We start from the raw sequence: 16,381 nt of genomic DNA on the forward strand, positions 1-16,381 counted from the left end.
TAACTCAATAAACTTCTAATAATTAATAATTATTAATTATTATTAATTATTATATTCCTTCTTTCATTATTAATTATTCATTATTAATTATTCATTGAATACATATTGCTAGGCAAAGAGAAGATTTCCACTTGCATTACTGCTCATAAATTAGTTAAAGAGTATGATGTAATTGCTGTTGAAGACCTCAATATAAAAGGTTTAGCTAGAAATACTAAACTATCAAAATCAATTTATGATGTAGGTAAATAATGAATAATTAACAATGAATAATGAATAATGAATGATTCTTTAATTATTAATTATTAACTATTAATTATTAATTATTTAAGGTGTTCATGTAGTCAAAGTCACTCCTCACAATACATCACAAAATTGTTCAAAATGTGGTCATAAAGTACCTAAAACTTTGTCAGTTAGAACTCATTCTTGTCCTAAATGTGGAATAGTTTTAGATAGAGATGAGAATGCAGCAAAGAACATATTAAATAAAGCATTAAGCGAGGTGGGTATCATCTGGCCTGCTTGTGGAGGCTTAGACGTTAGTCAGCCTGAGAAGCAAGAAACTTTTGAAACTTGGGTTCAATTATCTCTGTTTTAGAAGCTCCTGTTAAATCAAAGATTATAACGGGAGAGACTTCACCTAAATTCATAACCATCAATACGAGCAACAACTTGTCTATGCCATTCAGATAAAGTTTGCTCAAATTCTGTCTCATGTAGACGACCACGCCAAAGAATTAGGGCATCTTCCCCAGTTTGCTGATAATATCCTCGACGACGGCCTACATCTTGAAAACCAAATTTATGATATAAAGACAATGCAGAAAAATTTGAAGCTGAAACTTCTAAGGTAGCCCTTTCTAACCCTCTTTCCCAGGCACACCTCATTAAAGTGTATAGTAGTAGTTGACCAAAACCCAAACCTTGATATTGGGGATGGATTCCTAAAATAGTAATGTGTGCCTCCTCTAAGATAGCCCACAAACAACCAATACCGATGATAGACTGATAATTATCAGTAATCTGTGATTGAAAGTTAGAGAATTTAAAGACAACTTCCTCATTCATATCTTCAGTATTTTGGCCGATAACTAAAATCAGTAGATCGCTATTAGGACTTTCTAACTCTCGCTGATAACCTTGAGCATTCCAGAGTCCACCAAAGCAAAGTCGATCCAATTCAACCACACTAGGAATATGCTCATGGATCATTTTTTCAATTGTAATAATGGCCATAGCTATTAATAATTAATAATTAATAATTAACAATTAATAATTTGAGATATAGCAATCCTAAATTGAATTGTAGAATTGTATTGTAGGGCTTTGGTCTCCTTTCCCCAAGCATAAATTGGATTTAGAGACTAAACCCTTACAGTGTTTTTCAGTAAGGATTCAGGTTCTATGGAAAAGACTATAAATCTTGATAGATAAGTATTTTCAGCAATTTCCTCCCCAATCCTATTCTCAATTAGAGATTGCTACAAGCCTTGATTTTCGTAATTATTGAGAATGAGGCTATTAATGTTAAATTGCTGAGTCAGTCATTTTTAGAAGTCTTTCTATAACTAGGTTTGAGATACCTGAATTCTTACGTTTTTCACAAATCATTTAGGATTGATATAGTTTTCATTAATGGATAATGAAAGTCTAAACTTGAAATTAAAAATCAATCAAAAATTGACAAACTAAAATAACTTCTATTTATTAGACTTAGTATAGACCACTAAAGTATAACTCTGTAAAGCACTCATGGTATCAACCCAATCTAAAATAACTACCAACTCTGGACTTCAGTATTTTCCAAAATCAACAGACTCTATTAAAGAAAGTTCACCCAATCAAGAACTTTTACCACTCACTGCTAAAGTTAATAATTTAGACCATTTGGAAATCGGAGGCTGGGATGTACCAGCATTAGTCGAGAAATTTGGCTCACCTCTGTATATTGTGGACGAATACACTCTCAGAACAGCTTGTCGTCAATATCGAGATGGACTTCAAAAGCACTATCCTGGAGAATCTCTCGTACTTTATGCTTCCAAAGCTTGGAGTAGTCTAGCAGTATGTGCTTTATGCGGTTCTGAAGGTTTAGGTATAGATGTTGTATCTGGAGGAGAATTATATACAGCTATCCAAGCAGGTGTTAAACCTGACAAAATATATTTTCATGGCAATAACAAATCTCAAGCAGAATTAACTTTTGCTATAGAAACAGATTGTATAATTGTTGTGGATAACTGGCTAGAATTAGAAACATTAGCAGCTTTAAAAAAAGAACAAAAAGAGCAGCTACAGAATCCTACCAAAATAATGGTAAGATTTACACCTGGTATCGAATGTCATACCCACGAATACATTCGTACAGGTCATCTAGATAGTAAGTTTGGATTTGACCCCAATCAACTAAATGATGTCTTTGCCTTCATAAGTAAACAAGAATTACTATCACTTATTGGTATTCACGCTCATATAGGTTCCCAGATTTTTGAAGTTCAACCCCATCAAGATTTAGCAGATGTAATGGTAGATGCAATGACAACTGCTATGACACATAATTTGTCAATCAAAGAAATTAATATCGGTGGTGGTTTAGGAATCCGTTATACTGAAGCAGATGACCCCCCTAGTATTGAAACTTGGGTTCATAAAGTTAGTACAGCAATGGTAGATGCTTGTCAAGCAAGACAGTTACCATTACCTAAACTATTATGTGAACCAGGACGCTCAATAATTGGACCTGCGTGTGTAACAGCTTATACTGTAGGGTCCCAAAAACAAATTCCTGAAATTAGAACTTATATATCTGTAGATGGAGGAATGTCAGATAATCCTCGCCCAATAACTTATCAATCAGTGTATCGAGCAGTTGTGGCTAATAGATTATCCGAACCAACCACAGAAACAGTTACTATTGCTGGTAAACATTGTGAGTCTGGTGATGTTTTAATTAAGAATGCTACTTTACCGATAACTCAAGCAGGAGATTGTTTAGTAGTTATGGCTACAGGTGCTTATAACTACAGTATGGCTTCTAACTATAATCGTTTACCACGTCCAGCAGCAGTTTTGGTAGGCGATCAGGAAGTTAATGTAATTTTACAAAGGGAAACTTACCAAGATTTACTGAGTCAAGATACTTTACCAGAACGAATAGCAATACTTCCAGAATTAACAAGATGACAATTAACAATTAATAATTACCTCTTCTTAAAAAGAAGAGGATAAAAACAAATAAAATTTGTTTTTATTTTTTAGACTTGAAAGGATCGGTTTTAAACCTCAAGCCTCAATTATTAATTATTAATATTAATTAATTGCTAGTGTTGTACAAAATAAATTTCCTAATTTAGGAAGTCACTCATGCAAGAAGTAAAAGGCAATAGAAGATTGGCAGGATCTGTAATTAATAGAGAAAACAGCTTAAACCCAGAAAATTTTGTCTGAAACTTGACTAAAATTAAGGTCACTCTTCAGAGTCTGCCTTACTCAACTTGTCTTCTACCTTATTCACAGGTATTTTATTAAAAATAAAACAGCCTTCGTTCATTAGTAGAGGTATGAATACTGGTATCGCAGGAAGGTTCCTATAGCTTTAGGATTAATTGTATCCCAACAAAAATGATATGATTGTGGAAAGAAAGCGGAGGTCAATAGACATAACTGTGGTGGGCACCTACCTTGGATCGAAATATACACAACCAATAGGAACAATTCCATCTATTGCCCCATAAATCCGCTAATCCTTCTTAATCAATGATAGTTATTCATTGGTAATTAAGAATTGGCCTATTAGATAGAAGATTATACCCGATAAACATTTCATGCTTAAGCAAAATGTTGGGTTGAAATATATTCTTCTTTGCTAGTATCCTACCAATGTAAAAGAAGCCAAATCAAACGTTGACGCTAGATTAATAATTAAAGTTAAATGAAATCGGGTCTTAGTAATGACCCAGGCTTGATGAAGTCCTTATTGCTACATAGTATTGATATTGGACTGGTTCTCGCTCTGATATATATGGTGCTGGTCATCATAGGGGAACGTCGTACATTATGGATGGTAAGAGGCTTTATAGTCCTAATGTTAGCTTCGGCTTTAAGTCATTGGGCTGGACTAAGACTATTAAGTTTTGCCCTTAACAGTTTAGTTATTGGCTCTGCTGTTTCAATGGCAGTCATATTACAATCAGAATTTCGTAGGTTTCTCGAACAGTTGGGACAGGGAGAAATTCTCCAGATGTTTGGACATAATCGCCGAAATCTGCCTGAATCAGATAATATTATTGATGAGATAGTCGAAGCAATCAAACAACTATCTCAAAACCGGATAGGTGCTTTGTTAATTATAGAAACAAATGGACCGATAGATGAAAGAGATTTTTCTGTACCTGGTGTCAAATTAAATGCTGAACTTTCTAAGGAATTATTACAAACTATATTTCAGCCAAAAACTCTATTACATGATGGGGCAGTCTTAATTCGAGAACACAAAATTATATCGGCTGGTGTAATTCTACCTTTATCTGAGAGAATAGCTTCAAGGCAGTTAGGGACTCGTCATAGAGCAGCTATGGGAATTACTGAACAAGTGGAAAAATGCCTCTGTATAGTAGTTTCGGAAGAAACTGGTTCTATATCTTTAGCTGAAAAAGGAACTTTGAATCGACCCTTAACAGGTAATAAACTGAAAGAGTTACTGGAAGAACGTCTATTTTTATCGGGTAGTGAAAAAAGTACAAAATCACTTCCTTTAGTTAATATTGGACGTCAAATAGGATCAAAAGGATCGGAATTAATTTCATGGGTATTTCATCAAAGTCCATCAGGTCCTCGCAAGAAAAGATGAATCAAGGCTCTTGCTTACAAGATTTACCTGTCGATCTGGAACCAGAAAGGTTGCCTCGTCATGTAGCTGTGATTATGGATGGCAATGGTCGTTGGGCTCAAAATCGTAGTTTACCTCGAATTATGGGCCATAGACGAGGGGTAGAAGCACTTAAGGAGCTACTACGATGCTGCAGAGACTGGGGTCTAGAAGCTTTAACAGCTTACGCTTTTTCTAGTGAAAATTGGGGAAGACCACTAGAAGAGGTTAATTTTCTGATGACTTTGTTTGAAAGAGTTTTGCGTCAAGAATTACAAGAGATGGTAAAAGAGGATGTTCAAATTAGATTTGTTGGTAATTTAAGTTCTTTACCTCTATCTTTACAAGCTGAGATTAAACACTCAATGGAAATGACTCAGCAAAATCAGGGGATTAAATTTACTGTCGCTACTAATTATGGAGGACGTCAGGAAATTGTACACGCTTGTAAAGCGATCGCTACCCAAGTACAAAAAGGTTTGCTTAAGCTAGAAGAAATTAATGAAGGACTTTTTGAGCAATATCTTTATACTGCTGGTATTTCTCACCCAGATTTATTAATTCGTACCAGTGGGGAAATGCGAATTAGTAATTTTTTACTATGGCAAATGGCTTATTCAGAAATTTATGTTACCGAAACATTTTGGCCTGACTTTAATCGCCATGAATTTTATCAGGCTTTGTATGCTTATCAGAAACGTGAACGTAGATTTGGTAAAATTTGATTGGGTATACTCCAACTAAGGCCCTGAAAAAATAGCTTCTTCAAGATCCCGCCGACTCAAAGAATATTTAAAAGAGCGTTGAATATCACTACCATCAACACCTGCATCTATGTAACGTATAGTAAGTTGGTCTATATCAAGTAATAATTCTGCTTTCCAATCAGGTTTTTCAACCCACCAACAATGTAGTTTTTCGGGATTTTGTTGACAGCCATTTTCTTGAAGCCATTGCTCAATTTTTGGTAGAGGATGGTTATATAAAGGAGTATCTGGATTGGGAAAGTTCATTTGATAATTGATAATTGATAATTGATAATTGATAATTATTGCTCTGCTGATTAAATATCAAAGCATTGACAGATAAAGGTTTGAGCAATTTTAATTCAGGAAAAAGTACCAACTTTTCGGTTAATAAACCTGAAAAAGTGAACATTTTGGGGCAGGGCGAGGCAGAAAAATTAAGGGACTATTATTGTGGCTACCTACTCTATAACTCCCCGTTTCTCCTGACTCCTCTCTATAACTCCCCGTTTCTCCTGACTCCTCCCCCCTTACTAAAAGACTTATTGAGGAAACACTAATTAAATTCCTGGTGGTTTAAGAGATTGAATAGTTAATTCAGGACGCATGAGGCCAATAATAATAGCTATCATTAAACAACCAAGTAGAGTTATTCCCATAATCAATAGGGCAAATAATTCACCTGCAGATAATGGTCGCTCTGTACTGTCTAAGTAACTAGATAAATTTCTCCATTTTGAACCAGATACAAAATGAGTATTGAAGTTAACTCTTTGCTCAAAATCATTTAGATATAAATGTCTAATCTTTTGATCGTATTCTAATCTTCTCTTTGAGTCTACTAGAGTAGCATAAGCTTCATTAATTTGCTGGAATTTAGCAGTAGCGATCACTTGTGGCATATCTGTAGTATCTGGATGATAGTGTTTACTCAATTCCCGATATGCCTTTCTAATTTCTTGATTAGATGCTTTTGGATGGAGTCCAAGTAAAGAATAATAATTCATACCCAAAGAAGTGTATTTTGACATTCTTCAAATTCTTATATCTGTTCTCTACTCAATTTTCTTTTAAGACTATACGCAAGTAGAATTATTTAGTATTTATCTTGAAAATATCCAAAGATTATCTTGTCTTTTTTCAATAATAATTATCTTTGAAATCTAGTTAATCCATTGCAAGGAAAGAATAATTTGCTATCTTCTCAATTTGCCCCATGAAAATCAACTTTTTACATAATCAATAAATATCATCTAATTATATAGTTATATAGAATAGATATCTCCAATAATAAAAAATAAAATCAATTATTGAACTATTTTCATCAATTCTTTATCTCTACTCCCTACTCGCTCTTTTCTAGAGATTTCTAATAATAAACAATTAGATTAGAGATTAGAGATTAGAGAACTTAGAAAAGATTAAATTTTAATCATTCCATTCCCCTCTTGGAGGAATAGGAGGGTTTCTCTGAAGGGTTAGAGCTAATTCGTCTTCGGGAAGACCTCCTCTCAACCACTGACGAAGAGCGCTTTCAATTACTTTACTAGGGTCATTTGTCAAATGTTGAACTTGATCTAATAACCTAGAATCTATATGTATGGATAATTCGACCTTTTCGGTTGACTTCTGCTGATTAACTTTAGACTCATTCATCGCCATATCATATAATCCTAAATTGATATATCAATAATATATAGTAACTAATTTAACTATTCTACTAAGAAACAATATAATTTATAATTTTGTACTTTTTTAGACACGATGTACAACTTTTTTCTAGGTAATAATCAGTTTTTCTGGGTTTTTAGGAGAAAGTCTGGTTCTCAAGACTCCCTAAGTCTTATTGCTTGGAAAAAGTTGCACATGGCATTTTTTAGCCAAAATTATAGCATCTTTGTTTATTTTAATTATCACATTAGAATTTATTTGTCAATTTCGGATCAATATCTGAGTAAATTATTTTTACCATTACACTAAGATAAGAATGATAAGAATGGAACAAAAATTATGAAAGGCCAGAAAGTCAAAGATTAGAATATGTTAAAGAAGTGGTCAGGGGTCAGCACTCAGCAATTCAGTAGGATAATTTTTTGAAGTTTGCGAAGGGAATTTTAACTCTTCCTAAACCATCCAGCATATTTGCCGGGGATTTTAATCCAAAGCTATATAAAGCTGATAGCTAGTTAAGCCAATAGATAAATCATATCAAAAAAACTATCACAAAAACACATTATCAACAAAAATATGACAAAAGTTCCTGTATCTCACATTCGTAATTTTTCCATTATTGCCCATATAGACCATGGAAAATCAACCTTAGCAGATCGCCTCCTACAAGCAACTGGCACAGTGGCAGACCGTGAAATGAAAGAGCAGTTCCTTGACTCAATGGACTTAGAAAGGGAGCGTGGCATTACAATTAAGCTTCAGGCTGCCCGAATGAATTATCATACTCAAGATGGAGAAGAGTATGTATTAAATCTCATCGATACACCTGGTCATGTAGATTTTTCTTATGAAGTATCCCGGTCTCTAGCAGCTTGTGAAGGTGCTTTATTAGTGGTAGACGCTTCCCAAGGAGTAGAAGCTCAGACTTTAGCTAATGTATATCTAGCTTTGGAGCATGACCTGGAAATTATTCCTGTATTAAATAAGATAGACCTTCCAGGGGCAGAACCTGAACGGGTAAAACAGGAAATAGAAGAAATAATTGGCCTAAACTGTTCCGGTGCAATTTTAGCATCTGCTAAAGAAGGAATTGGGATTACCGAAATTCTAGAATCAATTGTCCAATTAGTACCACCACCACAAGATACTATTGATGAACAATTAAGGGCCTTAATATTTGATAGTTATTATGACCCATATCGAGGGGTAATTGTATATTTTCGGGTCATGGATGGGACTATTGCTAAAGGCGATCGCGTCCGACTCATGGCATCAGGAAAAGAATATGACGTGGACGATCTAGGAGTTCTATCTCCCACCCAACAACCAGTCAAAGAACTTCATGCAGGAGAAGTAGGTTATTTTGCAGCAGCTATTAAAGCAGTGGAAGATGCAAGGGTTGGAGATACGATTACTCTGGCTAAAAAACAAGCTAAAGCTCCCCTACCTGGTTATACTGAAGCTAAACCTATGGTATTTTGTGGGTTATTTCCTACGGATGCTGACCAGTTCCCAGATTTACGAGAAGCACTAGACAAATTGAAACTTAATGATGCGGCTTTGTCTTATGAAGCAGAAACATCAAGTGCTATGGGTTTTGGATTTCGGTGTGGATTTTTAGGATTGCTCCACATGGAAATTGTGCAGGAAAGGTTAGAGCGAGAATATAATTTAGATTTGATTGTTACTTCTCCATCGGTAGTTTACCAAGTAACTACCAGTACAGGAGAGGTTGTTTTAGTTGATAATCCAAATTTATTACCAGATCCTAATCACCGGGAAAAAATGGAAGAACCTTATGTGCAAGTGGAAATGATTACCCCTGAAGAATATGTGGGTACGTTAATGGAGTTGGGTCAATCACGACGTGGTGTATTTAAGGATATGAAGTATCTGGCTCAGGGTAGAACTACTTTAATATATGAGATACCTTTGGCAGAGGTGGTAACAGACTTTTTCGACCAGATGAAATCTCGGTCTCGTGGTTATGCTAGTATGGAATATCATCTTATAGGTTATCGTGAGAATCCTTTGGTGAAGTTGGATATTATGATTAATGCTGAACCAGTGGATGCTTTGGCTGTAATTGTACATAAGGATAAGGCTTATGGGGTAGGTCGTGCTTTGGCAGAAAAGCTGAAAGAGTTAATTCCGCGTCATCAATTTAAGGTACCAATTCAAGCGTCTATTGGTTCTAAGGTTATTGCTAGTGAGCATATTCCTGCTTTACGAAAAGATGTTTTGGCTAAATGTTATGGTGGGGATATTAGTCGTAAGAAGAAATTACTACAAAAACAGGCTAAGGGTAAAAAGCGGATGAAGTCTTTGGGTACTGTTGATGTGCCGCAGGAAGCTTTTATGGCAGTTTTGCGATTAGATTAATAAGTAGGGTTTGCTGAAAAAAGTCTTTTCGTTTTTTGTCGGGAGTAGGTAGGGATGTTTTATGCAACGTCCCTATAGCTGAAACTACTACTTCTCCTGACGCAATAAAAGGAAAATTTTTCATCCCTCACCTCACCTCTGGGAGCTTCAACAAATGAAACGACTATTTCTCTCTATGCAATACAGCGGTTTTCATTTCAATAAACCACAGTAGGGACGTTGAATGCAACGTCCCTACGAGATTTTGATTATGGCGATGTGGTTCATTAAGAATGAAAAGCGCTGTAAAAGGAAAATTTTTCATACCCTACCTCCGGAAGCTTCAGCAAATGAAACGACTATTTCTCCCGACGCATCGGGAAGGAAAATTTTTATCCTTCACCTTCGAGAGCTTCAGCAAATGAAATGACGATTTCTCCTGACGCATCGGGAAGGAAAATTTTTATCCCCATCTCCGGGAGCTTCAGCAAATGAAATAACTATTGTTCAATAGTGGTAAAAGGAAAATTTTCATCCTCCACCTCTGGGAGCTTTAGCAAATGAAATAACTATTTCTCCCGACGCATCGGGAAGGAAAATTTTTATCCTCCACCTCCGAGAGCTTCAGCAAATGAAACGACTATTTCTCCCGACGCATCGGTAAGGAAAATTTTTATCCTCCACCTTCAAGAGTTTCAGCAAATGAAATAACTATTGTTCAATAGTGGTAAAAGGAAAATTTTCATCCTCCACCTCCGGGAGCTTCAGCAAATGAAATAACTATTTCTCCCGACGCATCGGGAAGGAAAATTTTTATCCCCATCTCCGGGAGCTTCAGCAAATGAAATGACGATTTCTCCTGACGCATCGGGAAGGAAAATTTTTATCCCCATCTCCGAGAGCTTCAGCAAATGAAATGACGATTTCTCCTGACGCATCGGGAAGGAAAATTTTTATCCTTCACCTTCGAGAGCTTCAGCAAATGAAATGACGATTTCTCCTGACGCATCGGGAAGGAAAATTTTTATCCCCATCTCCGGGAGCTTCAGCAAATGAAATAACTATTGTTCAATAGTGGTAAAAGGAAAATTTTCATCCTCCACCTCTGGGAGCTTTAGCAAATGAAACGACTATTTCTCCCGACGCATCGGGAAGGAAAATTTTTATCCTCCACCTTTGGGAGCTTCAACTTATCCTCATCTGAAAAACCACAAACATTTTCATTGTCTGAAGCTCCTGAAAAAATCGGCGGCTCAGAAGATTTTTAGCAGCATTCTCACAATTTTTGTGATATTATAAAGATTAACTGGGGTTGTTCGTCTATACGCATGATTATTTATTCAACTACATTTCCTTGGTCAGAGACAATTAAATATTCAGGAATTTTGCCTACAACAAGTAGTAGCAGAAATATTTTCATCTGAAATATTTTCATCTTGTGAAGCTCTTGCTTAGTTAAGTGTATTTCCATTTATATCTTCAGGGGAAAACCACAAACATTTTCATTGTCTAAAGCTCCTGAAAAAAATCGGCGGCTAAAAAAATTTTTAGCAGCATCCTCACAAAAATTGTGATATTATAAAGATTAGCTGGGGTTGTTCGTCTATACGCATGATTATTTATTCAACTACATTTCCTTGGTCAGAGACAATTAAATATTCAGGAATTTTGCCTACAAGTAGTAGCAGAAACATTTTCATCTTGTGAAGCTCCTATTAGTTAGTGTATGATGGAGCTTAATGTGGATATTCAATCTTCTATTGAAAACCACAACAAATTAAATTGCTCGGAATGTAGAATTAATGAGAATATTAGTAACAGGTGGCGCAGGTTTTCTTGGTTCTCATCTCATCGATAGATTAATGGAACAAGGCCATGAAGTCCTCTGTCTTGATAATTTTTACACGGGAACTAAACGCAATATTTACAAGTGGTTGGATCATCCTTACTTTGAATTAATTCGCCACGATATTACTGAACCAATTAGATTAGAAGCAGATCAAATTTATCATTTAGCTTGTCCTGCTAGTCCTATTCACTATCAGTTCAACCCTGTCAAGACAATTAAAACAAATGTGATGGGGACATTGAATATGTTGGGGTTAGCTAAAAGGGTAAAGGCAAGGTTCTTTTTAGCTTCGACATCTGAGGTATATGGAGACCCAGATGTACATCCTCAAACAGAAGATTATAGAGGTAATGTTAATTGTATTGGAATTCGTAGTTGTTTTGACCCTAAAACTGAAATTTTAACTGAAGCAGGTTGGGTAGCTTTTCCAGATTTACAAGCAGAAGTTAAAGTAGCAACATTAAATTCAGAAGGTAAAGTCGAATATCACATTCCGGATGAATATATCGTACAACCATACATTGGGGAAATGTACCGCTTTGCTAATACTAAGTTTGATTTTTGTGTGACTCCTAATCACTGGATGTATGTCCGTAGCAAAACTGATGAATTAAAGTTTATTAGGGCAGATGAAGATGAGCATTGGGAAAGTTGGCAGACATTAACTGGAGGAGATTTTGGAGGTGAAGAAGTAGAATGGTTTGAATTAGGAAAAGCTCCGAGAAATGCCAAGGGAAAAGTAGAAAAAATCTTCATGGATGACTGGCTAGAATTTTTAGGTTATTACATTTCTGAAGGTTGCGTTGACGTGAGAAAAATGTCGCGAGTGGTAGGGGGAAATGATTATGATGTAGCAGATTTTAATGTGTTAATTGCTCAAGAAAATTCTGAAGGATGTTTGAAAATTTCTAATTGTTTAAGTCGTTTAGGATTTAAGTTTTTTGATTCGGATAATAATCAATTTCGGATTTGTAGTAAACAGTTAGCTGAGATTTTATTACCTTTAGGTAAGTCTGGTGAAAAATACATTCCTCGTGAGTTATTTGAACTATCAAAACGACAGTTATTAATCCTATTTAATGCTCTGATAATGGGTGATGGTTCGGAAGGGGGAGATTGTTACACTTACTATAGTAAATCTAAACAATTAGCAGATGATGTACAAGAGTTAGCACTTCGTTGTGGTTATGCAGCTTCGGTAGTTTCTCATGCAGTTGGGCGCGACCTTTATCGAGTAAATATTCGACCTGCTAAGGATGAGAATTTAGTTGTACCAGAACGGTTCCATTATGTAGGAAAAGTTTATTGTGTTAATGTCACAAATCATGTGGTTTTTGTTAGGAGAAATGGTCGTGCAGCTTGGTGTGGTCAATGTTATGATGAGGGTAAGCGAGTAGCGGAAACTTTGGCATTTGATTACCATCGTCAAAATAATGTTGATATTCGAGTAGTCAGAATTTTTAACAGTTTGACTGGAGACCAAAAGGTACTTTATTACATTGGTGAAGAACTTTATTATGAAACTTTTGCTGAATGTTATGACAGGATTAATGGAGATATATCTAATGTATCGGTACCTTGTTTTGATGAAAATTCTCAAACAGTGATTAAACCTATTTCTGCTATTTGGAAACATCATGTCAAGAAGAAAGGTTTTCAGATAAAAACTGTTTGGGGTAAGGAGATAAAAATTACAGAAGATCATAGTTTATTTACTAGGGATGAAAATAATAAACCTCAAGCAGCTTTTGGAAATGAATTAAGGGTTGGAGATGAAATAGGAGTTCCTAGTTATATTAGTTTTTTGGAACAACCTTTAGAACCATTCCACATTACGGACAGGATATTAATTCAAGAAGAAATATCTGTAGAAAGTGAGGAGATAATTTCCTATTTAGAAAAATATGGAGATAAAATTCGGGAGTATTTATTGGCAAAAGGTTTAAACCCTAGTCAACTTTATTCGACACTGAAAAATTACGAAGCAAAAAATCAAATTCCTAAGCATCTATGGGAATATTTAGAACTGTCTCTATCTGAAAAAGAAAAAATTTGCTACTCATCTACAAAAGCAATTAAAAATTGGATAGAAAATTTAGAAGAATTTTTATGGTTATTAGGGTTTTATGTAGCTCAGGGAAGTTTGATAAACAACGAACTTGTCTTCAAAGGAGAAGTTGAAAAACTAGCAAAAGTAATAGAAGTAATAGAAAGAATATTTGATTGTAAGTCGCAAATTAATGAAGCAGGATATATAAGTATTGAGTCGAAAATTCTAGTTGATTTAATCGCAGATAGCTTGAATTTTGGAAATCAAGAAAAAGATATTCCTAACTGGATTTTACAACTTCCTCAAAAACAATTAATTAGTTTTTTACAGGGATTTGCTGAAGGTAATGATTCAGAAAATAAACTAAATTCAAGGCTGGAATTTAAGATTAATAGTCAGTTAGTTGCGGAAAAGTTGGTATTGATTCTTTCTAAGTTTGGATTAGTAGCAGGTGTCTCAGAAATAGAGGTAAAAAATGAAAAAGTTTACCGGATAATAGTAGAGGAATTAGAAGATAACAATATCCAGAATTTGTCTAACGTTCAGCAGAAAATATCAGCTACAACTACTGGCAATATTGTTTGGGCAAAAATAGAAAGTATTGAAGAATTTGAAATAGATGATTATGTCTACGATTTTTCAGTGCCAAATTATGAGAACTTTATAGGAGGAAGTTACAGTATTTTTGCTCATAATACCTACGGACCTAGAATGTTAGAAAATGATGGTCGAGTTGTTAGTAACTTTATCGCACAAGCCTTAAAAGGAATACCACTAACAGTCTATGGAGATGGTTCTCAAACCAGAAGTTTCTGTTATGTTTCAGACTTAGTAGAAGGGTTTATCCGGTTAATGAATCAAGACTTTATCGGACCAGTTAATATAGGAAACCCTGGAGAATATACAATACTGGAATTAGCTCAAAAAATTCAAGAAATGGTTAATCCAGATGCAGAGATAACATATAAACCTCTGCCACAAGATGATCCAAGACAGCGACAACCAGATATTACTCGTGCTAAAAAATATTTAGGTTGGGAGCCAACTGTTCCTCTCGAAGAAGGGTTAAAATTGACCATAGCAGATTTTCGAGAGCGGCTCAGAGATAATGAATAATGAATAATGAATAATGAATAATGAATAATAAAGACTATCTCTAATTATCCATGATTCATTGAAAAAGAGAGGCTTTAAACTTCTGGATTAATTATTAGTTATCCATTGAAAAATAGAAGTTTAAAGCCTCTAGGGAATAATTATTAATTATTAATTATTAATTATTAATTATCCATGTTTCTGTTAAAAATTCTGAGGATCTAAAATATGCGTGTTTGTGTTATTGGTACTGGTTACGTTGGTTTAGTTACAGGAGTTTGTCTGTCTCACATAGGACATCATGTAATTTGCATAGACAACAACGAAGAGAAAGTCAAATTATTAAAATCAGGACAGTCTCCAATCTACGAACCAGGATTGTCTGAATTGATGCAAAGTAGCACTCAAGCAGGGTTGCTAGAATTTACTTCCGATCTGAAAGCAGGGGTTGAGCATGGTGATATTTTATTTATCGCTGTTGGTACTCCCCCACTACCTACAGGAGAAAGTGATACTCGTTATGTGGAGGCAGTAGCAAAGGGTATAGGTGCTCATCTGACTACAGGTTACAAAGTGATTGTTAATAAATCAACTGTACCTATTGGATCTGGTGACTGGGTAAGGAGGATCGTTTTAGATGGCGTTGAGGAACGGAAAAAAGAAGAAGGAGGAAGTGGTAGAGATATTGAAGCAGAATTTGATGTAGTTAGTAACCCAGAATTTTTGCGTGAAGGTTCTGCCATCTTCGATACTTTTAATCCAGACAGAATTGTTTTGGGAAGTAATAATCAAAAGGCGTTAGATATGATGCAGGAGCTTTATGCACCTTTAGTAGAACGCAAGTATGGTGATAACCAGTCTTTACCACCAGTGCCAGTGGTAATTACAGATTTGAACTCGGCAGAGATGATTAAATATGCTGCTAACTCTTTCTTGGCAACTAAGATTAGTTTTGTGAATGAGATTGCTAATATTTGCGATCGTGTCGGTGCAGATGTGACTCAGGTTGCTAAGGGGATTGGGTTAGACTCTCGTATTGGTAATAAGTTTTTGCAAGCTGGTATTGGTTGGGGTGGTTCTTGTTTTCCGAAGGATGTTTCTGCTTTAGTTCATACTGCTGATGACTATGGTTGTGAAGCACAGTTATTGAAAGCAGCGGTTGAGGTGAACCAGCGTCAACGGATGATAGCGGTGGATAAGTTGCAGCAGCATTTGAAAATTCTCAAGGGTAAGACTGTTGGTTTACTGGGTTTGACGTTTAAACCTGATACTGATGATATGCGAGATGCACCTTCTCTGGATTTGATTCAAGAGTTGAACAGGTTGGGGGCAAAGGTAAAAGCTTACGATCCAATTATTTCTCAGTCTGGTATGCGTCATGGTTTGTCTGGGGTCGTGGTTGAGACTGATCCAGAAAGACTTGCTGATAGTTGTGATGCTTTGGTGTTGGTGACGGACTGGAAACAGTTTCAGAAGTTAGACTATGGGAAGATGGTGAAGTCGATGGAGCATAATTTGTTTGTTGATGGGCGGAATTTCTGCGATCGTAAGGAGTTGGAAACTGCTGGTTTTCAGTATGTGGGAATTGGGCATTAATATAGCTTTTAGCAGTTAGCTTTCAGCTTTCAGCAAGTTCAATAATCTATTGAAAAAATTATGTAGGAACGTTCCATAGAACGTTCCTATTTTTGAACAGGAGGATATACAATAAATTCCGTACTAATGAGGTATATCTTTAT

The 16,381-nt window shown here is 35.5% G+C and carries 12 protein-coding genes and 5 pseudogenes; 12 read left to right on the forward strand and 5 right to left on the reverse strand.

Annotation, left to right across the window (positions count from 1 at the left end; all coding sequences use genetic code 11):
* The first annotated feature begins 105 nt into the window (after positions 1–105).
* Together F6K40_RS09415 and F6K40_RS09420 are read left to right on the forward strand one after the other, a co-directional pair.
* Positions 106–252, forward strand: coding sequence for a hypothetical protein (locus F6K40_RS09415; RefSeq protein WP_293134608.1), 147 nt, complete (start codon positions 106–108; stop codon positions 250–252).
* A gap of 79 nt (positions 253–331) precedes the next feature.
* A pseudogene (locus tag F6K40_RS09420) lies at positions 332–601 on the forward strand (zinc ribbon domain-containing protein); the annotation flags it as partial.
* Positions 602–639: 38 nt separating this feature from the next.
* On the opposite strand, the gene rimI reads toward F6K40_RS09420, so the two are convergent.
* Positions 640–1,239 (reverse strand): ribosomal protein S18-alanine N-acetyltransferase, encoded by a 600-nt coding sequence (gene rimI / locus F6K40_RS09425; RefSeq protein WP_293134611.1) that lies wholly within the window; start codon positions 1,237–1,239, stop codon positions 640–642.
* Between the two features lie 516 nt (positions 1,240–1,755).
* On the opposite strand from rimI, the gene lysA reads away from it, so the two are divergent.
* The 3 genes from lysA (at position 1,756) to uppS (ending at position 5,595) form a co-directional block, all read left to right on the forward strand.
* Positions 1,756–3,186 carry a diaminopimelate decarboxylase gene (gene lysA / locus F6K40_RS09430; RefSeq protein ID WP_293134614.1) on the forward strand — a complete coding sequence of 477 codons (1,431 nt, stop codon included), beginning with the start codon at positions 1,756–1,758 and terminating at the stop codon, positions 3,184–3,186.
* Between the two features lie 748 nt (positions 3,187–3,934).
* Positions 3,935–4,852, forward strand: a complete 918-nt coding sequence (cdaA, locus tag F6K40_RS09435; RefSeq protein ID WP_293134617.1) for a diadenylate cyclase CdaA — start codon at positions 3,935–3,937, stop codon at positions 4,850–4,852.
* Positions 4,849–5,595, forward strand: a complete 747-nt coding sequence (uppS, locus tag F6K40_RS09440; protein ID WP_293134619.1) for a polyprenyl diphosphate synthase — start codon at positions 4,849–4,851, stop codon at positions 5,593–5,595. Before cdaA ends, uppS begins: the two co-directional genes overlap by 4 nt.
* 15 nt (positions 5,596–5,610) lie before the next feature.
* On the opposite strand, the gene F6K40_RS09445 is transcribed toward uppS, so the two are convergent.
* From F6K40_RS09445 to F6K40_RS09455, 3 genes are all read right to left on the reverse strand, one after another.
* Positions 5,611–5,883, reverse strand: a complete 273-nt coding sequence (locus F6K40_RS09445; RefSeq protein WP_293134622.1) for a DUF3143 domain-containing protein — start codon at positions 5,881–5,883, stop codon at positions 5,611–5,613.
* A 293-nt stretch (positions 5,884–6,176) separates the two neighbouring features.
* Entirely contained in the window at positions 6,177–6,647 is a 471-nt protein-coding gene (locus F6K40_RS09450; protein WP_293134625.1) for a J domain-containing protein, read from the reverse strand.
* 397 nt (positions 6,648–7,044) lie between these two features.
* Positions 7,045–7,278 carry a hypothetical protein gene (locus F6K40_RS09455; protein ID WP_375340557.1) on the reverse strand — a complete coding sequence of 78 codons (234 nt, stop codon included), beginning with the start codon at positions 7,276–7,278 and terminating at the stop codon, positions 7,045–7,047.
* 585 nt (positions 7,279–7,863) lie between these two features.
* Here F6K40_RS09455 and lepA point away from each other — a divergent pair.
* Positions 7,864–9,669: a translation elongation factor 4 gene (gene lepA, locus F6K40_RS09460; RefSeq protein ID WP_293134628.1), complete on the forward strand. Its 1,806-nt coding sequence runs from the start codon at positions 7,864–7,866 to the stop codon at positions 9,667–9,669.
* 1,100 nt (positions 9,670–10,769) lie between these two features.
* On the forward strand, positions 10,770–10,916 hold the full coding sequence (locus F6K40_RS09465; protein ID WP_293134631.1) for a hypothetical protein: 147 nt from the start codon (positions 10,770–10,772) through the stop codon (positions 10,914–10,916).
* 68 nt (positions 10,917–10,984) lie between these two features.
* On the opposite strand, the gene F6K40_RS09470 is transcribed toward F6K40_RS09465, so the two are convergent.
* Positions 10,985–11,119: a hypothetical protein gene (locus tag F6K40_RS09470; protein WP_293134634.1), complete on the reverse strand. Its 135-nt coding sequence runs from the start codon at positions 11,117–11,119 to the stop codon at positions 10,985–10,987.
* 331 nt (positions 11,120–11,450) lie between these two features.
* Here F6K40_RS09470 and F6K40_RS09475 point away from each other — a divergent pair.
* The 5 genes and pseudogenes from F6K40_RS09475 to F6K40_RS09490 all read left to right on the forward strand — a co-directional run.
* Positions 11,451–11,882, forward strand: a pseudogene (locus F6K40_RS09475) (GDP-mannose 4,6-dehydratase); the annotation flags it as partial.
* 882 nt (positions 11,883–12,764) lie between these two features.
* A pseudogene (locus F6K40_RS41570) lies at positions 12,765–12,965 on the forward strand (hypothetical protein); the annotation flags it as partial.
* Positions 12,966–14,237: pseudogene (locus F6K40_RS09485) on the forward strand (GDP-mannose 4,6-dehydratase); the annotation flags it as partial.
* A 3-nt stretch (positions 14,238–14,240) separates the two neighbouring features.
* Positions 14,241–14,663 (forward strand): annotated as a pseudogene (locus F6K40_RS41340) (GDP-mannose 4,6-dehydratase); the annotation flags it as partial.
* A gap of 207 nt (positions 14,664–14,870) precedes the next feature.
* On the forward strand, positions 14,871–16,238 hold the full coding sequence (locus F6K40_RS09490) for a UDP-glucose dehydrogenase family protein (protein ID WP_293134637.1): 1,368 nt from the start codon (positions 14,871–14,873) through the stop codon (positions 16,236–16,238).
* The last annotated feature ends 143 nt before the right edge of the window (positions 16,239–16,381 follow it).

The sequence above is a fragment of the Okeania sp. SIO3I5 genome, assembly GCF_010672085.1.
Lineage (GTDB): Bacteria > Cyanobacteriota > Cyanobacteriia > Cyanobacteriales > Microcoleaceae > Trichodesmium.